The sequence below is a fragment of the Bradyrhizobium sp. AZCC 1719 genome, assembly GCF_036924525.1.
Classification (GTDB): Bacteria; Pseudomonadota; Alphaproteobacteria; order Rhizobiales; family Xanthobacteraceae; genus Bradyrhizobium.
In genome coordinates this window covers 6,056,637-6,080,904 of sequence record NZ_JAZHRU010000001.1, presented here as the reverse complement: position 1 = coordinate 6,080,904, position 24,268 = coordinate 6,056,637, and the positions used below count along the sequence as shown (strand labels likewise).

Below are 24,268 nucleotides of genomic sequence, written 5' to 3'. Positions count from 1 at the left end.
CCGGGGACCGTCTGACGGACAGGCTGTCCTCGTGAACGGCTTTTTGTTGTGGCCGCAGATTGCCTGAGGTAGTTTGTTCTGCAAGTGGAATTTTGTTCCGCAGGGCGGAATTAGGCCATGGAGCCATAACAATGGGAAGACGCTCGGAAAGGCTTAGCAAACAGGGAATGCTCGCCAGCGATCTGGCGGGCGAGGGTGACGTGATCCAGGTGGTGTCGCGGGCGTTCGACGTCCTGCGCTGCTTCGAGGGTCATGAAGCCAGACTAGGTAATCTGGAAATTTCCAGCCGCTGCGGACTGCCGCGGTCGACGGTGTCGCGGCTCACGCACACGCTGACGCGGATGGGCCAGCTCGTTTATCTGCCGCGCGACCAGAAATACCGCATCGGGCCAAGCGCGGTGGCGATGAGCACCTCGATGATGAAGGGGTTGCAGCTTCGCAATCTGATCAGGCTGCGTCTGCAGGACGTCGCCGATCAATTGCCGGGCACCGTCGGCTTCGTGATTCCCGATCGCTATCACCTCGTCTATCTCGAATTCGCGCGCGCGGCGAATGCGCTCGGCCTGCACGAAGGCACCGGCAGCCGCATCTCGATGACCAGCACCGCGGCCGGCTTTGCCTACACCGCAGCGCTCGACACCGACGTCGGCGACGCCCTGATCGCCGAAATGGAGCGCGAGATCCCGGAAAATGCGGGGCAGTTGAAGCCGCGCATCGAAGATAACCGCCGCCACCTGCGCGAACACGGCTATGTCGTGGGCTGCGGCACCTGGAGCCCGCATATCAACGGCTGCGCGGTGCCGGTGTGGTCGCCGCAATATCAAACCTTTGTCGTCGTAACGATCGGCCTTCTCGCCGCGATGTTCGACGAGGAGCGGTTGCACCAGGAAGTGGCGCCGCAGATGCTCGAACTCGGCGTTGCGATCGGCGGCCTGCTGGAAGGCGCCGAGGGTGATATCTTCGCCAACCGGATCGAAAGAAAGCCGCTTCCGGTGCCGGCCCACAATAACAACAAGATCATCAAGACGGAGGATACGAATGAACTGGAAGCCGGAGCTCGACGAGCTCGCTCGGCGCGAAGCGTTCGCGCGCGAGATGGGAGGCGTTGACAAGGTCAAGCGCCAGCATGACCAGGGCCGGCTCACGGTTCGTGAGCGCATCGACAAACTGATCGACAAGAATTCCTTTCACGAGATCGGCGCGATTTCCGGCATCGCCGCAATACGACGAAAGCAGCGAACTCAAGCACCTGACGCCGGCCAACTGCGTGTTCGGCCGCGGCAGGGTCGACGGCCGCACCGTGGTTGTCGTCGGCGACGATTTCACCGTGCGCGGCGGCTCGGCCGATGCCTCGATCTCGGCCAAGCCGCTGATGGCCGAGGAGATGGCGCATGATTTTCGCCTGCCGATCATCCGCGTCATCGAGGGCTCGGGCGGCGGCGGCTCGGTGAAGACGATCGAGACGCGCGGCGCTGCGAATCTGCCCGGCGGGGTCGGCGGCACGCGCTGGTATTGGTTCACGACGGCGAACATGGCGCGGGTGCCCGTGGTCGCGCTCGGCCTCGGTTCGGTCGCGGGCCTTGGCGCGGCACGGCTTGCCGCCAGCCATTATTCCGTCATGACCAGAAATTCCGCGATGTTCGTCGCAGGCCCGCCGGTCGTAAAACGTCTTGGCCAGGACCTGACGAAGCAGGAGCTTGGCGGCGCCGAGATCCAGACCCGCGCCGGCGGCGTCGATGATGCCGTCGATACCGAGGAGGAGGCGTTCGAACGCGCCAGGCGTTTTCTGTCCTATCTGCCGTCCTCGGTATATGACCTGCCGCCGACCACGCCATGCACGGATGATTCGGAGCGCGCGGAAGAATCGCTGTTGAAGGCGGTGCCGCGCAACCGCCGCCAGGTCTACAAGATGCGCCCGATCATCGACGCCGTTGTCGACAAGGGTTCGTTCTTTGAAGTGAACGCCAATTTCGGCCGCCCGATCATCACGGGCCTTGCCCGGTTCGAGGGCCGCGCGGTGCTGCTGCTGGCGAGTGATCCCTTTCACTATGGCGGGTCGTGGACGGCGGAGGCATGCCAGAAAGTGGTGCGCTGGGTCGATTTCGCCGAGACCTTCCATCTGCCGGTGGTTTACCTGATGGATTGTCCCGGCTTCATGATCGGGCTCGAGGCCGAGAAGTCGGCGACCATCCGCCACGGCGTGCGGGCGATGGCGGCGGTCAACCAGTCGACCGTGCCTTGGTGCACCATCATCGTGCGCAACGCGTTCGGCGTCGCCGGCGTCGTGCACCAGCCGGCCAACCGCTATTCGATGCGCTATGCCTGGCCGTCGGCCTATTGGGGCTCGCTGCCGCTCGAAGGCGGCATCGAGGCTGCCTACCGCGCCGATATCGACGGGTCGGATGATCCGGCCGCGAAGCTGAAGGAGATCGAGGACCGCCTCAACAAGCTGCGCTCGCCGTTCCGCTCCGCCGAGAAATTCTGGGTCGAGGAGGTGATCGACCCGCGCAAGACGCGTTCGCTGCTGTGCGAGTTCGCACGATTGGCGGAGCCGATCCGCAGCGTAGGTCCGCCGAGCAACATGTCGACGCGGCCGTGATGGGATGTTATTCCGGGGCGATGCGCAGCATCGAACCCGGAATCTCGAGATTCCGGGTCTGGTGCTAACGCACCATCCCGGAATGACGTGTTCTCTCACGCCACCGCCGCTTTCGGCCGCGAGATCGCCAGAACAATCAACGCCGCCACCACGCAGAGCGCACCGGCGACAAAGAACGCCGGCAGATAGGTCTGCAGTACCGTCCGCGACAGGCCCGCACCGAAGGCCGCGACACCCGCCCCCAACTGATGGCCGGCAAAAATCCAGCCGAACACCAAGTTGGCGCGCTCCGCGCCGAACCGCTGTGCCGTGAGCCGCACCGTCGGCGGTACGGTTGCGATCCAGTCGAGTCCATAGAACATCGCAAACAGCGACAGGCCGTAGAGGGTGAAATCGGAGAACGGCAGAAACAGCAGCGACAGGCCGCGCAGCCCGTAATACCAGAACAGGAGCCAGCGATTGTCGTAGCGGTCCGACAGCCAGCCGGAAGCGATGGTGCCGACGAAATCGAATATGCCCATCGCAGCCAGCAGGCTCGCCGCCTGCACCTGCGGAATGCCGAAATCGAGGCACATCGGAATCAGGTGAACCTGGACCAGGCCGTTGGTAGAGGCGCCGCAGATGAAGAATGTGGCGAACAGGATCCAGAACACGCCCGACTTCGAGGCATCGCGCAGCGTGCCGAGCGCCGCTGCCATGATCGGGGTGTTGTTTGCGGGAGGCGCCGGCAGCGGCTCGGTGCCTTCGTCGCCGAATGGCCTTAAGCCCACATCGCTCGGCCGGTCGCGCATGATCATCAGCACGGCGAAGGCCGCGACGCCGAGCATCACGCACACCAGCGCCAGTGCGATCCGCCAGCCATACGTATCGGTCAGGCTCGCCAGCAGCGGCAGGAAGGCGAGCTGCCCGGTGGCGACGCTCGCGGTCAGGATGCCAACGACGAGACCGCGGCGCGCCACGAACCAGCGTGCAGCAATCGTTGCGCCCAGCACCAGCGCCGTCATGCCGGTGCCGAGCCCGATCACCACGCCCCACAGCAGCATGAGCTGCCAGACCTGTGTCATCGCCAGCGACGCCACCAGGCCGGAGACGACGATCAGCAGTGCCAACAGCGTCACATTGCGCAGACCGTAGCGGTTCATCAGCGCGGCAGCGAAGGGCGCCATCAGCCCGAACAGGATGAAGCGGATCGACAGCGCGGAAGAAATCTCCGCCGTCGTCCAGCCGAATTCCTTCTGCAAGGGCACGATGAAGACGCCGGGCGCGCCGACCGTGCCGGCGGAGATCAGGGCGGTGAGGAAGGTCACGGCGACCATCACCCAGCCGTAATGGATATTGCGGCGGGCGAGGGCGGCTGAAAGCCAATTCGAGATCATTGGGCCTCGGCGAATTCGGGTGGGAAAGTTTGCTTAAGGCGGCTTTACGTATTCTGACGTGACGTTGGTCCGACTTGAATGTCGTACTTCCCTCATTTCAGGACACGACGACGCCAGCGCGATCCACGCAAAATCGGCGATTGGATTATGGGTGTAATATTATGCGCAGCAGAATTCGCAACCAGGCAATCCGATCAAAAATCTCATCATTCGCATGAGAGAAATTGATCGATCGACGAGGCAGTGTCTCAGCTTGAAATTTATGGCAGCAACTCGTTGATCTGTGCCAACAAGGCGCGAAGATCGCTCCGTTCAAATGCTAACCGCGTTTGAAATGCCTTTTCGTGAATGTGGACACCGTTACAGACCTCATTCAGCGCATTGTTCAGCATGAGCAACTCGTCATAAGTAACGCGGAGATCGGCTCCCTCGTCGGTAATTTTCAAGCAGATCATCGCCTAAGGCCTCCCTTACGAAGCTTACCGCCAAACTGAGGCACTACTATTTCTTCCGAGCGAGAAATCCCTGCATCAGCCGCTGCGGCTCGCCGGTCAGAAAGGACTTTCCGAATATGCCGACGCTCAAGTTGACGGATTCGGTCAACGGCAGCTCCTCCCATTGCCGCAGCAACTCCTTCTGCGAACGCAGCGCTTCGGGCCCGCATTCGAGCAGCGCCTGCACCGTATGCTCGACCGCGGCATCGAGCCCGCCTTCCTTGGCGACCACGTCGACGAGGCCCCAGGCGAGCGCGGTAGGCGCGTCGATATTTTCCGCCGTCATGACCAGCCAGCGGGCGCGGCCCCACCCGATCAGCCGCGGCAGCAGCGCGGCATGGATCACCGAGGGGATGCCGACGCGCACTTCCGGCATGCCGAATTTGGCATCGTGGGCCGCAATCCGGAAATCGCAGGCGGCGGCGACTTCCAACCCGCCACCGAGACACCAGCCGGGAAGCCGTGCGATCACCGGCGCCGGAAAGTGGCGCACGGCCTCGCAGAGGTCGCGCAGCCGCGTGATGAAGGCTTCCGCCGACTTCTGGTCGAGGCGCGCCATCTCCTTGATGTCGGCGCCGCCGATCATGCTCTTCTCGCTCCGTCCGGCGAGGATGATCGCGCGAATGGTTTTGTCGCTGGCGAGCCGCTCGAACCCTTCGCGCACACCGTCGGTGACGGGGGAGGAGAGGATGTTGAGAGGGCCCGCATTGCAGATCGCGAGGCGAACGACGCCTCTGTCGTCGCGGTCGATGCCGCAATGAGGATTGAGCATTTCCATTCTGTTTTTCCGGGCCTGTCTGTTCGTTGCCATCACTTCCGGGACATTGCGCCGGCTTGTCAAGGGCGGGCGGGGGGCATTGCGCGAACGCTCGCACGATATAGAATTATGATCGTCATCTAAAGGAGCCGCCATGACCATGACCGAGACTGTCGATCTGTTTTCGTTCGATATGCGCGGGCATCGGGTGGTGGAATGGCAGGCGCCGGGGCCGATTGCCCGGGCGGCATTCGGAATGTCCGGGCTTCGAGACCATGTGCGCGATCCGCGACGGCATCCTGCCACCGCCGCCGATGGCGCGGCTGATCGGTTTCGAGATGTGCATCGCCGAGCCCGGCCGGGTCGTGATGGAACTGGATCCGGATGAAAGCCTCGAAAACACCATCGGACTGCTCCACGGCGCGACGGCCGCGGCACGCCTGGATACTGCCATGGGTTGTGCCATCACCACCATGCAGCCGGCGGGGCAGGCCTCGGTCACGCTGGACCTCAAGCTGACCTATCTGCGGCCATTGTCGGTGCGCTCGGGCGCGATCTCGGCGGAAGGCAAAGTGATAAAGTTCGGCCGCCAGACCAGCTATGCCGAAGGCTTCGTCCGCGACCGTGCAGGCAATCTTGCAGTGCACGCGACCGGAACGTTCACGATCATCGGCGTTGAAAAGACGAATTAGATGCAGCTTTTCCTGCGCGCAACTGCTATTATATGACCAGGGACATTTAATAGGATGCGTTGATGCGTTATTCGAGAGAGCACAAGCAGGAGACCCACGCACGGATCGTAAAAAAAGCCTCGGTGCGGCTTCGCGAAAAGGGCGCGCATGGCATCGGCGTCGCCGACCTGATGAAGGAAGCGGGCTTGACCCATGGCGGCTTCTACGCGCATTTCGATTCCCGCGAGGCGCTCGTCATCGAGGCTTTTGCCTATGCGATGGACCGCTCGGTCGAGCACTGGCGAAAAATCGCCGCTGAAACGCCGCCGGAGAAGCGGCTGTCGACGATCATCGATTCCTACGTCTCGACGGTTCATCGCGACGATCCCGGCCGCGGTTGCGCCGTTACGACGTTGGGTGCCGAGATCGCCCGGGAAAGCGCGAAGACGCGCAAGGCCTTTGCCGCCAAGCTGGAGCAGTTGATCGATGTGATCGCCGACCAGATTCCCGACGTGCCGCGCAAGACGGCGCGCCGGCAGGCCATGGGTACGCTGGCGACGATGATGGGCACCCTGGTGATGTCGCGCGTTGCCGGCAGCGGCGAACTGTCCGACGAAATTCTCCTCGCCGGCCGCGATGCGGCGCTGACGCGCGCCGAGGCGAAGCCGGTCGCGAAGAAGACGCGGGCAAAGGTGAATTGATCGCGGAATCGTAGGGTGGCAGAGCGCAGCGTGCCCACCATCCAGCCAACGCGCGGAAAGATGGTGGGCACGCTTCGCTTTGCCCGCCCTACAGCTCACCGCCCGCCAAACAGCGCGCGCTCGCTTTCCACCGTCTCGTGGATGTAATCGGCCACCGCCCTGATCCGCGCCAGGTCCTTGCTGTCGGCGTGCATCAGCATCCAGAACGTGCGCGAGATCCTGACCTCGTCGGGTAGCACCGCGCGCAGTTCGGGATGCGCCTTCGCCATGAAATGCGGCAGCACCGCAATACCAAAGCCGGCAATGGTGGCGTTGAGCTGCGCGATCAGATTGGCGCTGCGGAATTTGGCCGAGATCTTCGGCGAAACCTGGGGCAGGTAATCCAGCTCCGGCGTGAACAGCAGTTCCTCGATATAGCCGACGAAGCGATGCCCCGGCAGGTCGCCGCGGGAAGTGATTTTCGATGCCCGGTCGAGATAGGCCGGCGCGGCATAGAGCCCGAGGCTGTAGTCAAGCAGCTTGCGCCCGACGATCCGGCCCTCCTTGGGCATGGAGAGGCTGATCGCGATATCGGCCTCGCGTTTCGACAGGCTGAACAGGCGCGCGGTGGCGACGAGCTGCAGATCGAGATCGGGATACCGCTCGGTGAATTTCAGAAGCCGCGCCGCCAGGAAATGGCTGCCGAACCCGTCGGGGGCGCCGATCCGGACCGTGCCGGTGAGCTGGGCGCGCGAGCCGCCGACCGCCTCCTGGTTGGCGACGATGGTGGATTCCATCGCTTCGGCACTGTCGGCGACGCGCTGGCCGGCTTCGGTCAGGAGGTAGCCGGTCTTGCGGCGGTTGAACAGTTTTGCGGAGAGATGCCGTTCCAGCCGGTCGACACGGCGGATCACGGTGGCATGGTCGACAGATAGCTGCTTGGCGGCAGCGGAAACCGAGCCGCCGCGGACGATCGCCAGCACGAAACGGAAGTCATCCCAGTCGATCGTCTTGGTGCCTTGATCCAGCATTTCCGCACATCTATGGTGCAATATATCGGACTTGTATCCCAAGAAATGCAGGTCAAAAAGGGGCTCGAAAGCGATCCCAGACGGGACCTTAGGGAGATCATTCATGCGCTCAATCGGACACTTTATCGGCGGCAAAGAGGTCAAGGGAACGTCCGGCCGGACGGCCGACGTGTTTGAGCCGATGACCGGCGACGTCCAGGCCAAGGTGGCGCTGGCGTCAAAAGCGGAAGTCCGCGCGGCCGTCGAAAACGCCGCACTCGCCCAGCCCGAATGGGCCAACACCAATCCGCAGCGCCGCGCGCGGGTGATGATGAAGTTCCTCGAACTGGTGCAGCGCGACTATGACAAGCTCGCTGAATTGCTGGCGCGCGAGCACGGCAAGACAGTTCCTGACGCCAAGGGCGACATCCAGCGCGGCCTCGAAGTCGCGGAATTCGCTTGCGGCATTCCGCATTTGATGAAGGGCGAATACACCGAAGGCGCCGGCCCCGGCATCGACATCTACTCCCTGCGCCAACCGCTTGGCGTCGTTGCCGGCATCACGCCGTTCAATTTCCCGGCGATGATCCCGATGTGGAAGTTCGCGCCCGCGATCGCCTGCGGCAACGCCTTTATCCTCAAACCTTCGGAGCGCGATCCCGGCGTGCCGATGCGGCTGGCCGAACTGATGATGGAAGCGGGGCTGCCGCCCGGCATCCTCAACGTCGTGAACGGCGACAAGGAAGCCGTCGACGCTATTCTCGACGACCCTGATATCAAGGCGATCGGCTTCGTCGGCTCGACGCCGATCGCGCAGTACATCTATGAGCGCGCGGCCCAAACCGGCAAGCGCTGCCAGTGTTTTGGCGGCGCCAAGAACCACGCCATCGTGATGCCCGACGCCGACATGGACCAGACGGTCGACGCGCTGATCGGCGCCGGCTACGGCTCGGCCGGCGAGCGCTGCATGGCGGTCTCCGTCGCCGTTCCCGTCGGCAAGACCACCGCCGACCGCCTGATGGAAAAGCTGATCCCGCGCGTGGAGTCGCTCAAGATCGGCACCTCGGTCGATCCGTCCGCCGATTACGGTCCGCTGGTGACGCGCGAGGCGGTCGAGAAGGTGAAGAACTACATCGATATCGGCATCAAGGAAGGCGCCACGCTCGCCGTCGACGGCCGCGGCTTCAAGATGCAGGGCTACGAGAAGGGCTTTTATCTTGGCGGCTCGCTGTTCGACAACGTCACCAAGGACATGCGGATTTACAAGGAAGAGATTTTTGGCCCCGTGCTCTCGGTGGTGCGCGCCCACGACTATAAGGAAGCGCTGGCGTTGCCGTCCGAACATGATTACGGCAACGGCGTTGCGATCTTCACCCGCGACGGCGACGCGGCGCGTGACTTTGCCGCCAAGGTCAATGTCGGCATGGTCGGCATCAACGTGCCGATCCCGGTGCCGATCGCCTACTACACCTTCGGCGGCTGGAAGAAGTCGGGCTTCGGCGACCTCAACCAGCACGGTCCGGACTCGGTCCGCTTCTACACCAAGACCAAGACGGTGACCTCGCGCTGGCCGTCCGGTGTCAAGGAAGGCGCGGAGTTCTCGATTCCGTTGATGAAGTAGTCGTGTGCTAGACGCCGTCATTGCCTGCGACAAACGCGAAGCGTTTGCGCAAGGGAGCGCAGCGACGAAGCAATCCATCTATCCCTGGGCGGCGAGGTGGATTGCTTAGCTGCGCTCGCAATGACGGTGGGGTAACCTTAAGGGGTAAGCGGCAAGAATGCAGTTCGCTCTCAACGAGGACCAGGTGGCGGTTCGCGACATGGCGCGCGAATTCGCCGCGGAGAAGATCGCGCCGCATGCGCTGCGCTGGGACGAGGAGAAGCATTTTCCTGTTGAAGTGATGCGCGAGGCCGCGAGCCTCGGCATCGGCGGCATCTACATCAAGGACGACGTCGGCGGCTCCGCAATGACCCGTTTCGACGCCGCCCTGATCTTCGAGGCGCTGGCGACCGGTTGTCCGACGGTGTCGGCCTTCATCTCGATCCACAACATGGCGTCCTGGATGATCGATGCCTATGGCAATGACAGCCAGCGGCAAAAGTGGCTGCCAAAGCTCTGCACCATGGAGCTGCTGGCAAGCTATTGCTTGACCGAGCCGGGCTCCGGCTCGGACGCCGCGGCGCTGCGCACCCGCGCGGTACGCGACGGCGATCACTATGTCCTCAACGGCCAGAAACAGTTCATCTCCGGCGCCGGTGGCGGCGATCTCTACGTCGTGATGGTGCGGACTGGCGGCGAGGGGCCCGGCGGCATCTCGACGCTTGTCGTTCCGGCCGAAACGCCCGGCGTCTCGTTCGGCGCCAACGAGCGCAAGATGGGCTGGAACGCCCAGCCCACGCGCGCGGTGATGTTTGAGAACGCCCGCGTGCCGGTCGAAAACCGGCTGGGCGAGGAGGGTATCGGCTTCAAGATTGCAATGGCCGGCCTCGACGGCGGCCGCCTCAACATCGCGGCGTGCTCGCTCGGCGGCGCGCAGAGCGCGCTCGACAAGTCGCTCGCCTACATGAAGGAGCGAAAAGCCTTCGGCAAACGTCTCGATGAATTCCAGGCGCTGCAGTTCCGCCTCGCCGACATGGCGACCGAGCTGGAAGCGGCGCGGACTTTTGTATGGCGCGCGGCGGCTGCGCTCGACCGCAAGGATGCGGATGCCACCATGCTGTGCGCGATGGCCAAGCGTTTTGGCACCGATGTCGGATTCGAGGTCGCCAACCAGGCGCTGCAACTGCATGGCGGCTACGGCTACTTGAGCGAATACGGCATCGAAAAAATCGTGCGCGACCTGCGCGTGCACCAGATTCTGGAAGGCACCAACGAAATCATGCGGCTGATCGTGTCGCGCAAGCTGATCGAGGGGGCGCGATGACGGATGCGGCCATTGCAGACGGCGACCTGATCGCGCGCAAGGAAGGCTCAGCCGGCATCATCCGCCTGAACCGGCCGAAGGCGATCAATGCCGTGACGCTGGAGATGTTCCACGACGTCGACAAGGCGCTCGATGTCTTTGAGGCGGATCCCGATGTTGCCGTGATCGTGCTTGAAGGAGCGGGCGAGCGCGGGCTGTGCGCCGGCGGCGACATCCGCGCGCTCTGGGAAAGCTCGAAAGTGAAGGGCGATCTCGGCAAGATCCTGTGGCGGGATGAATACATCCTCAACGCCCGCATCAAGAAGTTCCCAAAACCCTATGTCGCTTTCATGGATGGCATCGTGATGGGCGGCGGCGTCGGGCTGTCCGCGCATTCGAGCCATCGCGTCGTCACCGAGAAGACGAAACTCGCGATGCCCGAGGTCGGCCTCGGCTTCTTCCCTGACGTCGGCGGCACCTGGCTGTTGTCGCATTCGCCCGGCGAGATCGGCACGTATTTTGGATTGACCGGGCAGACCATGAACGGTCCAGATGCCATTCATGCAAAGTTTGCCGATGCGGTGGTGCCGTCATCAAAACTGCCGGCCTTGCGCGAGGCATTGACGAAGGTGGCGTCGGGCACGACGTCGGCTGACGTCAGGAAGCTGATCGACGGCTTCTCGACTGGAGAAACGGCCGGGCCGGTCGCTGCGCAGCAGGCGAAGATCGACGCGTTGTTCTCCCACGATCGCATGGAAGACATCTTCGCAGCGCTGCAGCGCGATGGCTCTGACTTCGCGCAGGCGACGCTGAAGACGCTGAACGAAAAGTCGCCGCGCGGCATGGTGGTGACGCTCAAGCTGCTGCGGCTGGCGCGCAACGCGCGCTCGCTGGAGGAATGTCTGGTGCGAGAATATCGCGCCGCGCTGGAAGTCTTCGCGAGCGACGATTTCCGCGAGGGCGTGCGCGCGGCCGTAATCGACAAGGACCGCAATCCGAAATGGTCGCCGCCAAGAATCGAGGACGTGACGCCGGAAATGGTCGCGCCTTACTTCGCCGAGATCGGCGCTGACGAACTTAGATTTCCCTGATCAGAGCAAGAAAGTTTAGCGGAGGATTCGAGATGGCAAATATCGCATTCATTGGCCTCGGCAATATGGGCGGCCCGATGGCCGCCAATCTGGTCAAGGCCGGCCACAAGGTGACGGCGTTCGATCTGGTCGAAGCCTCGCGCGATCAGGCCAAGGCCGATGGTGCTTCCATTGCCGAGAGTTCGGCTGCAGCCGTGAAGGGGGCGGATGTCGTCATCACCATGCTGCCGGCAGGCAAGCATGTGCTCTCGGTCTGGAACGAAGTGGTCCCTGTCATGGCCAAGGGCACGCTGATCATCGATTGCTCGACCATCGACGTCGAAAGCGCCAAGCAGGCGCACGCGCTGGCCGGAAAGCACGGCATGCTCTCGGTCGATGCGCCGGTCTCCGGCGGAACCGGCGGCGCCAAGGGCGCGACGCTGACTTTCATGTGTGGCGGCGAGGAAAAGGCGTTTGCGGCGGCAAGGCCCGTGCTGGAGAACATGGGCAAGAAGATCGTCCATTGCGGCGGCGCTGGTGCGGGGCAGGCGGCCAAGATCTGCAACAACATGATCTTAGGGATTTCGATGATCGGGGTCGGCGAGGCCTTTGCGCTCGCCGAAAAGCTGGGCCTGTCGCATCAGGCGCTGTTCGATGTCGCCTCGACCTCATCGGGGCAATGCTGGGCGCTGACGTCCTATTGCCCGGTGCCCGGCCCGGTGCCGACTTCGCCCGCCAACAACGATTATAAGCCGGGATTCGCGTCGGCCCTGATGGTGAAGGACCTGACACTGGCGCAGGATGCGGCCAAGGCTGCGGGCGCGGCGACGCCGCTCGGCAAGCACGCGCAGGAGATCTACAAGGCTTTTGATGCCGCCGGCCATGGCGGGGTGGATTTTTCCGGTATTATCCAGCACGTTCGGAGCCTCGCTGCGAAATAACGGAGAGCTAATGACGACCTTCCAGGAAGCGCGCGCCTTTCTGCTCAAGCACCGCACCGATTACGATGCGGCAGTGAAGGGCTTTCGCTGGCCGGATCCCGTTCCATTCAATTGGGCGCTCGACTGGTTCGACGCGGAGCTCGCGCGCAATCCTGACAGCCGGGATCGCCCGGCGCTCTGGATCGTCGATCCCGGCGACAAGGAGACAAAACTTTCCTTCGCCGCGCTGTCGCGCCGCTCCAATCAGGTCGCAAACTTCCTGCGGGCGCAGGGGCTGAAACGCGGCGATCATTTGTTGTTGCTGCTCGGCAATGCCGTGCCGCTGTGGGAGACTATGCTGGCGGCGATGAAGCTCGGTGTCGTCGTTATCCCCGCCACCACGCTGCTCACGCCGGACGAACTGCGCGATCGGCTCGAGCGTGGCAGGGCGCGGGCGGTGGTTGCCTCGCAGGATCAGGTCGCGAAATTTGCGGGCCTCGGCGGCGACGGACTGGTGCGCGTCGTGGTCGGCGCGACATCGAAGCACGATGGCTGGCTGCCCTGTGAACAGGCCGCCAGCGCCTCGGACGACCTTACGCCTGATGGCCCGACAAATGCCGACGATCCGATGCTGCTTTATTTCACCTCGGGCACCACGGCGAAACCAAAGCTGGTGCGGCACAGCCAGCGCAGCTATCCGGTCGGCCACCTCTCGACGATGTTCTGGCTCGGCCTGCAGCCGGGCGATGTGCACTTGAACATCTCTTCGCCAGGCTGGGCCAAACATGCCTGGAGCTGCTTCTTCGCGCCGTGGAATGCGGGGGCGACCGTGTTCGTGGTCAATCAGCCGCGCTTTGACGCCAAGGCTTTGCTCACCACGATCGGCCGCTGCGGCGTCACCACGCTGTGCGCGCCGCCGACGGTGTGGCGGCTGTTCATTCAGGAGAAGCTCGCGGATTTCAAGGTCAGCCTGCGCGAGGTCTGCGGCGCCGGCGAGCCGCTCAACCCCGAGGTGATCGACCAGGTGAAGGCGGCGTGGGGGCTGACCATCCGCGACGGCTATGGCCAGACCGAGACCGCCGCGCTCGCCGGCAATTCGCCGGGCCAGAAGGTGAAGGTCGGCTCGATGGGCCGGCCGTTGCCGGGCTACCGGGTGCGGATCACCGACAGTGACGGCCACGTCACCAAGGAGGGCGAGGTGACGCTTGTGCTCGGCGCCGACCGCCCCGCAGGCCTGATGCAGGGCTACCAGGGCGACGACGGCAAATTGGGTGGGGCAGACGGCGATCTCTACCGCTCGGGCGACGTGGTGTTTGCCGATGACGAGGGCTATCTCACTTTTGTCGGCCGCTCCGACGACGTCTTCAAATCTTCCGACTATCGCATCAGTCCATTCGAGCTGGAGAGCGTGCTGCTGGAGCATGAATCGGTTGCGGAGGCCGCCGTCGTTCCGAGCCCCGATCCGATCCGGCTCGCGATCCCCAAGGCCTATGTGCTGCTGGTGTCGGGCGCAGAACGGACCCCCGAGACCGCGCTGTCGATCTTCATGCATCTGCACACGCGGCTCGCGCCGTTCAAGCGTATTCGCAAGATCGAACTGGTGACGGAGCTGCCGAAGACGATTTCCGGAAAAATCCGCCGCGTGCAGTTGCGCCGGCTCGAGCATGATAATAACCGCAGTGATGCGTTGCGCGGCGCCGAGTTCCGCGAAGAAGAATTCCCGGAGCTGCAGAAGGTGCGGACCGCCGGGTTGGAGAGCTAGCGAATGAATGAAGTCTGGAAGAAGCCGCCGGTCTCGTTTGAGGCCTATCAGGCCATGGTCGGCAAGGAGATCGGCGTGTCGTCGTGGCACCTGATCGACCAGAGCCGGATCAACCTCTATGCCGACGTGATCGAAGACCATCAGTTCATCCATGTCGACCCGGAACGGGCAAAGAAGGAAACCGCGTTCGGCAATACCATCGCGCATGGATTTCTGACGATGTCCTTGATGAGCATCATGTCGTATGAGGTCATGCCGGTCATCGAAGGCACGTCGATGGGCGTCAATTACGGCTTCGACAAGCTGCGTTTCCTCTCGCCGGTCCGCGCCGGCTCGCGGGTCCGCGGCCGCTTCTCGCTTGTTGAAGCCAAGCTGCGCAAGCCGAAGGAATTGCAGTCGCGCACCAACGTCACCGTCGAGATCGAGGGCGAGGGCAAGCCGGCGTTGGTCGCCGATTGGATCGGGCTGATCTATTTCCACTGACCTTTGCCGTCATGGCCGGGCAAAAGCGCGAAGCGCGTCTTCAAACCAGTTGACCCGGCAATCTATCGCTGATCAAAAACTCTTCAAATTTTGATGGATGGCCGGGTCAAGCCCGGGCATGAACAATCGGGATCAATTCACATGGCAATCAGGTTTGACGGACGCGTCGCAATCGTCACAGGCGCGGGCAATGGTCTGGGACGGGCGCATGCGCTGGGGCTGGCGAGCCGCGGCGCCAAGGTGGTGGTCAACGATTTCGGCGGCGCGCGGGACGGCACCGGCGGTTCACTGACGCCGGCCGAATCCGTGGTCGAGGAAATCCGCAAAGCGGGCGGCACGGCGATGGCCGACGGCGCCGATGTCTCCAAGTTCGGACAAGTCACGGCGATGGTCGAGCGAGCCACGAAGGAGTGGGGTAGCGTCGATCTGCTCTGCGCCAACGCTGGCATTCTCCGCGACAAGTCGTTTGGAAAAATGGATGTCGCTGACTTTGCCAAGGTGCTCGACGTCCATCTCGTCGGCACGTTTTACTGCTGCAAGGCGGTGTGGGATGGCATGCGCGAGCGCAACTATGGCCGCATCGTGCTGACCACTTCGTCGTCTGGCCTGTTCGGCAATTTCGGCCAGGCGAATTACGGCGCGGCCAAAGCCGGCATGGTCGGCCTGATGAACGTGCTGGCCGAGGAGGGCCGCAAGAACAACATCCGCGTCAACACGATCTCGCCGACCGCGGCCACCCGAATGACGGAAGAGCTGCTGCCGCCGCAGGCGCTGGCGCTGATGAAACCAGAAGCGATCACGCCCGCGGTGGAATATCTGCTGAGCGAGGACGCGCCGACCCGCACCATCATGGGCGCGGGCGCGGGTTCGTTTGCGGTGATCAAGATCATCGAGACCGAAGGCATCAACCTGGCCCAGTCCGACTGGACGCCGGACGCGATCGCGGCACATTTTGCCGAGATTGACGACGTGTCGAAGGCGAAGGCGCTGCAGGGCGCATTCGAGCAGACGCAGAAGTATGTCGCACAGGCCGCGGCACGGGCGGGCATCAAGCTGTAGCCTGTTGGTCGTTCCGGGGCGATGCGAAGCATTCGAACCCGGAACCTCGAGATTCCGGGTCTGGTCCTTCGGACCATCCCGGAATGACGGCGTTCTCCTGGGCAGCCGAACATTCCTGCCATGTCTTCGCACTCCAAAAACACCGCCATCATCGGCGCCGGCCCTGCCGGCCTGATGGCGGCCGAAGTCCTCGCGCAGCGTGGCGCCGCCGTCACCGTCTACGACGCGATGCCATCCGCCGGCCGAAAATTCCTCATGGCCGGGCGCGGAGGGCTCAACCTCACGCACAGCGAGCCGTTGCCGCAATTCCTTGTCCGCTATCGCGAGGCGATGCCGCACTTGAAAGCCGCCATCGAAGCGTTTCCGCCGCAGGCGTTGCGCGACTGGAGCGAGGCACTGGGGCAGGAGACATTTATCGGCTCCAGCGGCCGCGTCTTCCCGAAAGCCTTCAAGGCCTCACCATTGCTGCGGGCATGGCTACGGCGGCTAGACTCAATGGGCGTAAAGTTGGCGCTGCGCCACCGCTGGATCGGCTGGGATGAGCAGGGCCGCCTGCGCTTTGAAACGCCTGGTGGACCGCTCGTCGTCGAGCCTCGCGCAACCGTGCTGGCGCTTGGGGGCGCGAGTTGGCCGCGGCTCGGATCGGATGGCGCGTGGACACAGATTCTAGCGGCAAAAGGGGTGAAGATATCTCCGCTCCGGCCGGCAAATTCCGGCTTCACCGTCGCTTGGTCGGAAATTTTCCGCGACCGCTTTGAAGGCCAACCTCTCAAGGGCGTGGCGTTGAGCTTTGGCGCGCATACCGTGCGCGGCGAAGCCATCATCACTCGTACCGGCATCGAGGGGCGGCGCGATCTATGCGCTATCTGCCGAGTTGCGCGAGGCCATTGTGATTTCAGGGCAGGCAATCCTGCACATCGGGCTGCGGCCAGATCTTGAGCAAAGAGAGCTGATCGCGCGGCTGTCGGGACCAAGGGGCAAGCAATCCCTGTCCAATTTTCTGCGCAAGGCCGTGGGTTTGTCGCCGGTTGCGATCGGCTTGCTGCAGGAAGCCGCCAAGGCATCGGGCGCTTCGCTGGCGTCGATGTCGCCGGCCGATCTCGCGCACCTCATCAACGCCGTCCCAATCGAACTCACCGGCACGGCTCCAATCGCGCGCGCGATTTCAACCGCGGGCGGGATCGCTTTTGAAGAAATCGACGCCGCTTTCATGCTCCGCCGCTTGCCCGGCGTGTTCGCGGCTGGTGAGATGCTCGACTGGGAAGCGCCGACCGGCGGTCACCTCTTGCAGGCGTCGTTTGCGACAGGCGTGGCGGCCGGGCGAGGGGCGCTGAAGTGGATATCGGAATCGTAGGGTGGGCAAAGCGAAGCGTGCCCACCATTGCTTGCGTTGCACTTGATGGTGGGCACGGCCAAGTGCGCCTTTGCCCACCCTACGAATTCACCGCAGCTTCCCCCTTGCCGCGACCGGCAGCGTGCCGATGATGTCGTCGCCGCGCACCATCACCACCTCGTCCATCATGTTGACGACGACGCAGACATGGTTGGGCACGATGCGAACGACGTCGCCGACATTCGGCCGCGTGTTGCTGCGGGCCAGGTCAAGAAAGCCGTGCTCTTCCGCGAAGCGCGCGATCTTCGCTTCCGGGTGCTCCAGGATCAGCCCGTAGCCGTCGAGGCCGCCGCCGGGATCCGATGTCAGCGTCTTCGAGCCAGCGTCCAGAATGCCGCGGTCCGGTCCGGCGCGGCTCACGACTGTGGAATAGATGTTCAGCGCGCAATCGTCCCATTCGGCGACGCCGGCCGCGACCTGCATGCGGTCGTTGTAGATATAGGTGCCGGGCCGATGCTCGGTCGCGCCCTTCAGCTTGCCGAGATTTTTCAGATTGGGCGAGCCGCCCGTTGAGACCATCGTCGCATCGAGCCCGTGCGCGCGGACGCCCGCCAGTGCCTCGTCGAAAAACTGCTGCGCCTCAGTCCAGCCGGTCTCGGTCGGGTACAGCATGAAGCCCGCAAATTGCAGCCCCTTCGAGCCAGCGATCTCGCGCGCCAGCGCAATCGCTTCGGCCGGCGTTTCGACGCCGGCGCGCTTGCGCCCCGTATCGCACTCGACCACGACCGACAGCGGTCGGCCCGAAGCAGCCGCCGCCTGCGGCAGACCGGCGATCACGGTCGAATTGTCGGCAGCGACCGTCATGTTGGCCTTGGCCTGCAGCGCCGCGAGCCGGGCCATCTTTTCCTCGCCGATCAGATTGTAGCTGATCAGGATGTCGTCGATGCCGGCTTCCGCCATCACTTCGGCCTCGCCGAGCTTCTGGCAGGTGATGCCTTTTGCGCCGGCCGCGACCTGCATCTGTGCGAGCAGCGGGCTCTTGTGGGTCTTGATATGCGGTCGGTTGGCGACGCCGGCGGTATCGCAGGCCACCTGGATGCGGGCGATGTTGCGCTCGACGCGGTCCATGTCGATGACCGCGCAGGGCGTGCCGTACTCACGGGCGATTTTTGCGGCGAGGGGCGTTGTCATGACGTGAACTCCGGTTGTTCTTTCGTCATTGCGAGCGAAGCGAAGCAATCCATCGTAACGGCATAGCGGATGGATGGATTGCTTCGTCGCTTCGCTCCTCGCAATGACGGTGAAATGCTTACGCTTGTTCTATCTCTTCCCGCAAAACTTCCAGCTCCAGCCACCGGTCTTCGGCGGCGGCCAGCTCCTCCTGCGCTTTGGCCATCGCCGATGACGCCGCGTCGAACTTCTTGCGATCCTTGGCGTAGAGATCGGGATCGTCAAGCAGCTTCTGCTGCTTTGCGATCTCGGCCTGCAGTTTCGCGATCGTCTTCGGCAGGGTTTCCAGCGCGTGCTTTTCGTTGAAGTTCAGCCGGCGTTTTGGGGCGGCGGAAGGGGCGGTAGCTCTGGTCTCTTTCTTTTCCTCAACCGGCGCGGGTGCGTTGACGGATTCCCGCGACAAATCTTCGCCGCGCTGGGCCAGCATGTCGGTGTAGCCGCCGGCATACTCGATCCAGCGGCCATCGCCTTCAGGCACGATCACCGATGTCACCACGCGATCGAGGAAGTCGCGGTCGTGGCTGATCAGGATCACCGTGCCCTCGTAATCGCCGAGCATCTCCTCGAGCACGTCGAGCGTTTCGAGATCGAGGTCGTTGGTCGGCTCGTCCAGTACCAGGAGGTTCGACGGCTTTGCCAGCGCTCGCGCCAGCATCAGCCGGCCGCGCTCGCCGCCGGAAAGCACCTCCAGCGGCGTGCGCATCTGTTCTTGCGCGAAGAGAAAGTCCTTCATGTAGCTGACCACGTGTTTCGGCTTGCCGCCGACCATGACATGGTCGCCGCGGCCGCCGGTCAGCGCTTCCGCCAGCGTCGATTTCGGATCGAGGCTTTCGCGGTGCTGGTCCAGCGTCGCCATTTCGATATTGGCGCCGAGCCGGATCGTGCCGCCATCGGGTGGATCGTTGCTGATCAAAAGATGAACCAGCGTGGTTTTCCCGGCGCCATTCGGGCCGACGATGCCGATGCGGTCACCGCGCTGGACCCGAATTGAGAAACCATCGACGATCTTGCGGTCGCCATAGGCCTTGGCGATGTTCTTCGCCTCGATGACCAGCCGGCCAGATTTTTCAGCTTCGGCGGCCGCGAGGTTGGCATTGCCAGCAGCACCGCGATAATTGCGCCGCTGGTCGCGCAGCGCGTGCAGATTGCCGAGTCGCTTGACGTTGCGCTTGCGGCGGCCGGAGACGCCATAGCGCAGCCAGTGTTCCTCGTTGACGATCTTGCGGTCGAGCTTGTGCTGTTCGCGTTCCTCTTCCGCCAGCACTTCGTCGCGCCAGGCTTCGAATGCGGAAAAGCCGCGGTCGATCTGCCGGATCTGGCCGCGGTCGAGCCAGGCGGTCGAGCGCGACAGGTTGGAAAGGAAGCGGCGGTCATGGCTGATGAGGACAAGCGCGCAGCGGCGGCTTTCCAGTTCACCTTCCAGCCATTCAATGGTCGGCAGGTCGAGATGGTTGGTCGGTTCGTCCAGCAGCAGGATATCCGGCGAGGGCGCCAGCACCCGCGCCAGCGCCGCGCGGCGGGCTTCCCCGCCGGAAATATGCGCAGGGTCCTCGTCACCGGAGAGGCCGAGCTGTTCGACCAGATAGCGCGCCTGGTAGTGATCGTCGCCGGGGCCGAGGCCTGCCTCGACATAGGCCAGTGTCGTCTTATGGTCGCCGAAATCAGGCTCCTGCGGCAGATAGCGGATGGTGGCGCCCGGTTGCACGAAGCGGCTGCCGCTATCCGGCTCGACAAGGCCGGCAGCGATCTTCAGCAGCGTCGATTTGCCGGAGCCGTTGCGGCCGATCAGGCAGACGCGCTCGCCCGACGACACCGACAGTTCCACGCCCGACAACAGCGGCGTGCCGCCAAACGTCAGCCTTATATCCTTCAACTGGATCAGCGGCGGCGCCATCGTTCAACCCTGGTTCGGCGCAGGCTGCTGCGCCCGCTGGCGCTGGATGCGGCGGATGGTCCGGTCGAGCGCAGACAAAAACGTCGAGCGGTCGCGCGGTGCAAAGGACTTTGGACCGCCGGTCACTTCGCCGGACGAGCGGAGATCGGTCATCAGATTGCGCACCGCGAGTGTCATGCCGATCGATGCTTCCGTAAACGGCTTGCCGTTCGGCGCGATCACCTCGGCGCCGGCCTTCACGCAGCGGCTGGCGAGCGGGATATCCGATGTGATGACGATGTCGCCGCGGCCGGCGCGCTCCGCAATCCAGTCGTCGGCGGCGTCCATGCCGGAACCGGCAGAGATGCGTTCGATCAGCGGATCCTGCGGCACGCGGATGAAATTTCCCGCAACGACGCTGACGGGGAGGCCGTGGCGGATCGCGACGCGATAGATCTCGTCCTTCACCGGGCAGGCGTCGGCATCGACATAGATGCGGGTCGGGTTCACGTCAGGCATATCGGTTCGACTGCGGCTCTGTTGCCCGCGCGTGGTAACCTATTCGATGCCGGAATGCGAGGAAAACAGGGACCGGGAACACGCTTGCCTCGGCACATTCTTCGCGTACCATAACCGGCGGAAAACAACCAAAAAAACAGGAAACCGGCATGCGCATCGAGCCGTATCGCGTCCAAGCCTACAACACCGCCAAACAATCCGAAAACAAGATGCATGACGACACCGTGGCAAAGCGGTTCGGATTCTCGGGTGGGCTGGTCCCCGGCGTCGACGTGATGGCCTACATGATGCATCAGCCGGTGATGAAGTGGGGCCGTGCCTTCCTCGAACGCGGACTGATCGAGGCGCGTTTCGTCAAGCCGGTCTATGACGGCGAACTTGCGGAGCTGACGGCGGAAGAAAGTAACGGCGTGCTGTCGATCGAGGTGCAGAGCCGCGGCCAGCTTTGCGCCACCGGCACCGCGTCCCTGCCGGTCTCCGCACCGGCGGTTTCGATCGGAGACTACCAGGAAGTCGCGGCGGTCGCGGAGCGCAAGCCGGTCAACGCATCTTCCTATGAAGTCGGCAAATGGCTCGGCACCATCCCGCGCGACTGGGCAGGCGAAGCGGCCGCGGGATATCTCGCCGACGTCAGGGAAACCGATCCGATCTACGCCACGGAGGGTTTCGGTCATCCCGGCCTGCTGCAGCGGGTGATGAACCGGGTGCTGGTCGATAACGCCATCCTGGGCCCGTGGATTCATGTCGGCAGCCGCATGCAACTGCTGTCAGCGGTGAAGGCCGGCGACGTCATCACCGCGCGTGCGAAGGTGGTCGGCAATTACGACAAGAAAGGCCACCGTTTCGTCGAGCTCGACGCGCTGGTCGTCGGCAACGGCAACACGCCGCTGGCGCATTGCCACCACATCGCGATCTACCAGCCGCGTGAGCAGGCGGCGGCGTAGGGGCAAGGCGGTGGCCACAATCTCACCTGTCATTCCCCGCGAAAGCGGGGAATCCAGTACGCCGCGGCCTCACGGTTCTATCACGAACGTCTCTGGAATACTGGGTCGCCCGGTCAAGCCGGGCGATGACAAGTTGTGTGTATGGCGAACAGTGCGGCGCTACGCGGCCTGCTTCGCCTTCGCATCCTGAATCGCCTGCCACACCCGTTCCGGCGTCAAGGGCATGTCGATATGGGTGATGCCGTAATCCGACAGCGCGTCGATCACAGCGTTGACGACGCAGACGAGGCTGCCGGCGCAGCCGGCTTCGCCGCAACCCTTGGTGCCCAGCGGATTGGATTTTGCCGGCGAGGGGTGGTCGCCGATCTCCATCGGCGGAATGTCTTCGGCCCGCGGCAGCGCGTAATCCATGAATGAGCCCGTGATCGGCTGGCCGCTGGCATCGTAGCTGACCTGCTCCATCAGCGCCTGCCCGATGCCTTGTGCGACGCCGCCATGCAACTGGCCGGCGACGATCATCGGATTGACCACGGTGCCGAAATCATTGACGGCAAAATAGCGGATGATTTTCACGACGCCGGTTTCGGGATCGATTTCCACTTCCGCGACATGGCAGCCGTTGGGGAAGGTGGACGGCGTGTCCTTGGTGGCATGGTCGACGTCGAGCGACAGCGGCACGCCTTCGGGCATCTTGCCATCACGCAGGCGCTTCGCCAGATCCATGATGCCTATCGAGCGGTCGGTGCCCGCGATGGTGAAGCGGCCATTGGCGAACTCGATGTCGCCTTCGGACGCTTCCATCAGATGCCCGGCCGCCTGCTTGCCCTTTGCGATCACGAGCGCGGAGGCTTCCACGATCGCCTGGCCGGTCGCCGTTATCGAGCGCGAACCGCCGGTGCCGTTGCCGAAGCGGACGAGATCGCTGTCGTTCTGCTCGATAGTGATTTTTTCGAAGGGAACGCCGAGCTGCGCCGACAGCACCTGGGCGAACGGCGTGGCGTGGCCCTGGCCGTAATCAAGCGTGCCGGTGGTCAGCTTCACCGACCCATCCGGCTCGAAGGTGATCTTGCCGAGTTCGCCGCTCGGCGGCGCGGTGACTTCCAGATACGACCCAACGGCGATGCCGCGGAGGTTGCCGCTCTTCCTGCTCTCCTTCTTGCGCTTGGCAAAATTGGCGTGGTCGGAAATCTCCAGCGCCTTGTTGAAGACGCCTGCAAAGTCGCCGCTGTCATAGGTGACGCCAGAAGCCGCCGCGAACGGCAGTTGCGACGGCTTGATGAAGTTGCGCTTGCGCAGCGTCAGCCGGTTGATGCCCATCTCGTCGGCGGCGCGGTCGATCAGCCGCTCCATGTAGTAGTTCGCCTCGGGCCGGCCGGCACCGCGATAGGCGCCCATCAGCGTGGTGTTGGTCAAAACCGTCTTGATGTCGACGCCAAGCAGCGGCGTGCGGTAGACGCTGGCGAGGTTCTTGCCGGTGTTGAGCGACAGCGGCCCCGGCGCGACGCCGGTGATATAGGCGCCGAGATTACCGTAGCCGGAAAGGCGCACCGCCAGAAACTTGCCGTCGGCATCGAGCGCCAGTTCGGCGTGGATGAGCTGCGCGCGGCCGTGGCTGTCGGAGAGGAAACTGGTCGAGCGCTCGTCGGTCCACTTCACTGGCCGGCCCAGCGCCTTCGCCGCGTGCAGAATGCAGGTATATTCGGGATAGCTGACGTTCTTCATGCCGAAGGAGCCGCCGACATTGGCGGTCAGGATCCGCACCTTGTCGTTCGGCACATTGAGGATTTTTGCCAGCGTCACCTTGTTGCCGGAAACGCCTTGCGTCGGCACCTGCAGCGTGAAGCGCTCCGCCGCCTTGTCGTAGGCTGCCAGCGCCACGCGCGGCTCCATCGACACCACGGCCACGCGGGTGTTGACGATGTCGAGCCTGGTTACATGGGCGGCGCTTGCAAACGCCGCATCGATCTTGGCGGCATCGCCATAGTGATAATCCAGCGCGACATTGTTCGGGATGTGATCGTAAAGCTGCGGCGCGCCGGGCTTTGCGGCTTCCGCCGCGTCGGTCACGGCGGGCAGCGGCTCGATGTCGAGTTCTATGGCCTCCGCCGCATCGCGCGCCTGCGCCAGCGTTTCCGCGACCACGAACGCCACGGGGTCGCCGACGAAGCGCACCTTGTCGGTCGCCAGCGCCGGGCGGTTGGTCTGCAACAGCGGCGAGCCATCCCGGCTCTTCAACGGCAGGCCGCAGGTGAAGGGCCCGTAGCCGGCGGCCTCGAGGTCCTTGCCGGTCCAGACGCCGAGCACCCCCGGCATCGCCTTGGCGGCGGCCGTGTCGATCCCCCTGATGATTCCGTGGGCATGGCTGGAGCGCACCATCCAGCAATAGGCCTGGCCGGGCAGGGCGAAATCGTCGGTGTATTTGCCCCTGCCGCGCACCAGCGTGTCGTCTTCCTTGCGGCGCACCGGCTGCCCCACACCGTATTTTTGCAGTGCGATAGCGTTGTCCAGGGAGGGGGCCGACGTGTGATCTTGCATCGAAAACACCTGAAATGCTTGGGATTCTCTTGGATTTCTTGTTGGATTCT

Annotated in this window: 18 protein-coding genes and 3 pseudogenes; 13 read left to right on the top strand and 8 right to left on the bottom strand. The window is 63.7% G+C overall.

Features of this window, described 5'->3' with window-relative positions; translation table 11 throughout:
- The first annotated feature begins 131 nt into the window (after window positions 1–131).
- Window positions 132–1,109, top strand: a complete 978-nt coding sequence (locus tag V1292_RS28825; protein ID WP_334375960.1) for an IclR family transcriptional regulator — start codon at window positions 132–134, stop codon at window positions 1,107–1,109.
- Window positions 1,039–2,599: pseudogene (locus V1292_RS28820) on the top strand (acyl-CoA carboxylase subunit beta). Before V1292_RS28825 ends, V1292_RS28820 begins: the two are co-directional and overlap by 71 nt.
- A 95-nt stretch (window positions 2,600–2,694) precedes the next feature.
- Here the strand turns inward: V1292_RS28820 and V1292_RS28815 are convergent.
- The 3 genes from V1292_RS28815 to V1292_RS28805 all read right to left on the bottom strand — a co-directional run bounded on the left by V1292_RS28815 (window position 2,695) and on the right by V1292_RS28805 (window position 5,247).
- Window positions 2,695–3,975: an MFS transporter gene (locus V1292_RS28815; protein WP_334375959.1), complete on the bottom strand. Its 1,281-nt coding sequence runs from the start codon at window positions 3,973–3,975 to the stop codon at window positions 2,695–2,697.
- Window positions 3,976–4,235: 260 nt separating this feature from the next.
- Window positions 4,236–4,421 carry a hypothetical protein gene (locus V1292_RS28810; protein WP_334375958.1) on the bottom strand — a complete coding sequence of 62 codons (186 nt, stop codon included), beginning with the start codon at window positions 4,419–4,421 and terminating at the stop codon, window positions 4,236–4,238.
- A gap of 55 nt (window positions 4,422–4,476) precedes the next feature.
- Window positions 4,477–5,247, bottom strand: coding sequence for an enoyl-CoA hydratase (locus V1292_RS28805; protein ID WP_334375957.1), 771 nt, complete (start codon window positions 5,245–5,247; stop codon window positions 4,477–4,479).
- 133 nt (window positions 5,248–5,380) lie between these two features.
- On the opposite strand from V1292_RS28805, the pseudogene V1292_RS28800 reads away from it, so the two are divergent.
- Window positions 5,381–5,918 (top strand): annotated as a pseudogene (locus tag V1292_RS28800) (PaaI family thioesterase).
- 62 nt (window positions 5,919–5,980) lie between these two features.
- Window positions 5,981–6,598, top strand: a complete 618-nt coding sequence (locus tag V1292_RS28795; RefSeq protein WP_334375956.1) for a TetR/AcrR family transcriptional regulator — start codon at window positions 5,981–5,983, stop codon at window positions 6,596–6,598.
- Window positions 6,599–6,693: 95 nt separating this feature from the next.
- On the opposite strand, the gene V1292_RS28790 is transcribed toward V1292_RS28795, so the two are convergent.
- Window positions 6,694–7,608 (bottom strand): LysR family transcriptional regulator, encoded by a 915-nt coding sequence (locus V1292_RS28790; RefSeq protein WP_334375955.1) that lies wholly within the window; start codon window positions 7,606–7,608, stop codon window positions 6,694–6,696.
- A 103-nt stretch (window positions 7,609–7,711) separates the two neighbouring features.
- Between V1292_RS28790 and V1292_RS28785 the strand changes: the two genes are divergently transcribed.
- From V1292_RS28785 to V1292_RS28750, 8 genes and pseudogenes are all read left to right on the top strand, one after another.
- Window positions 7,712–9,208, top strand: a complete 1,497-nt coding sequence (locus V1292_RS28785) for a CoA-acylating methylmalonate-semialdehyde dehydrogenase (protein ID WP_334375954.1) — start codon at window positions 7,712–7,714, stop codon at window positions 9,206–9,208.
- Window positions 9,209–9,365: 157 nt separating this feature from the next.
- Complete coding sequence (locus tag V1292_RS28780) at window positions 9,366–10,511, top strand: isobutyryl-CoA dehydrogenase (RefSeq protein ID WP_334375953.1); 1,146 nt, start codon at window positions 9,366–9,368, stop codon at window positions 10,509–10,511.
- Complete coding sequence (locus V1292_RS28775; protein ID WP_334375952.1) at window positions 10,508–11,581, top strand: enoyl-CoA hydratase/isomerase family protein; 1,074 nt, start codon at window positions 10,508–10,510, stop codon at window positions 11,579–11,581. The genes V1292_RS28780 and V1292_RS28775 overlap by 4 nt, the downstream gene beginning before the upstream one ends.
- Before the next feature lie 32 nt (window positions 11,582–11,613).
- Window positions 11,614–12,501 carry a 3-hydroxyisobutyrate dehydrogenase gene (gene mmsB / locus V1292_RS28770; RefSeq protein WP_334375951.1) on the top strand — a complete coding sequence of 296 codons (888 nt, stop codon included), beginning with the start codon at window positions 11,614–11,616 and terminating at the stop codon, window positions 12,499–12,501.
- Between the two features lie 10 nt (window positions 12,502–12,511).
- Window positions 12,512–14,242 (top strand): AMP-binding protein, encoded by a 1,731-nt coding sequence (locus V1292_RS28765; protein ID WP_334375950.1) that lies wholly within the window; start codon window positions 12,512–12,514, stop codon window positions 14,240–14,242.
- Between the two features lie 3 nt (window positions 14,243–14,245).
- Window positions 14,246–14,725: a MaoC family dehydratase gene (locus V1292_RS28760; RefSeq protein ID WP_334375949.1), complete on the top strand. Its 480-nt coding sequence runs from the start codon at window positions 14,246–14,248 to the stop codon at window positions 14,723–14,725.
- Between the two features lie 141 nt (window positions 14,726–14,866).
- The gene (locus V1292_RS28755) at window positions 14,867–15,784 is read left to right on the top strand and encodes an SDR family NAD(P)-dependent oxidoreductase (protein ID WP_334375948.1); all 918 of its coding nucleotides are present in this window, start codon (window positions 14,867–14,869) and stop codon (window positions 15,782–15,784) included.
- Between the two features lie 174 nt (window positions 15,785–15,958).
- Window positions 15,959–17,138 (top strand): annotated as a pseudogene (locus V1292_RS28750) (TIGR03862 family flavoprotein).
- Between the two features lie 87 nt (window positions 17,139–17,225).
- On the opposite strand, the gene V1292_RS28745 reads toward V1292_RS28750, so the two are convergent.
- The 3 genes from V1292_RS28745 to V1292_RS28735 all read right to left on the bottom strand — a co-directional run bounded on the left by V1292_RS28745 (window position 17,226) and on the right by V1292_RS28735 (window position 20,739).
- Window positions 17,226–18,308, bottom strand: coding sequence for a D-TA family PLP-dependent enzyme (locus V1292_RS28745; protein ID WP_334375947.1), 1,083 nt, complete (start codon window positions 18,306–18,308; stop codon window positions 17,226–17,228).
- A 118-nt stretch (window positions 18,309–18,426) separates the two neighbouring features.
- Window positions 18,427–20,241 (bottom strand): ABC-F family ATP-binding cassette domain-containing protein, encoded by a 1,815-nt coding sequence (locus tag V1292_RS28740; RefSeq protein ID WP_334375946.1) that lies wholly within the window; start codon window positions 20,239–20,241, stop codon window positions 18,427–18,429.
- 3 nt (window positions 20,242–20,244) lie between these two features.
- A complete protein-coding gene (locus V1292_RS28735) occupies window positions 20,245–20,739 on the bottom strand; it encodes a YaiI/YqxD family protein (RefSeq protein WP_334375945.1) in 495 nt (164 codons plus the stop codon).
- Between the two features lie 149 nt (window positions 20,740–20,888).
- On the opposite strand from V1292_RS28735, the gene V1292_RS28730 reads away from it, so the two are divergent.
- Entirely contained in the window at window positions 20,889–21,683 is a 795-nt protein-coding gene (locus tag V1292_RS28730; protein WP_334375944.1) for a hypothetical protein, read from the top strand.
- A gap of 159 nt (window positions 21,684–21,842) precedes the next feature.
- Here V1292_RS28730 and V1292_RS28725 read toward each other — a convergent pair whose 3' ends face one another.
- The gene (locus tag V1292_RS28725) at window positions 21,843–24,218 is read right to left on the bottom strand and encodes a xanthine dehydrogenase family protein molybdopterin-binding subunit (protein WP_334375943.1); all 2,376 of its coding nucleotides are present in this window, start codon (window positions 24,216–24,218) and stop codon (window positions 21,843–21,845) included.
- Window positions 24,219–24,268: the final 50 nt, after the last annotated feature.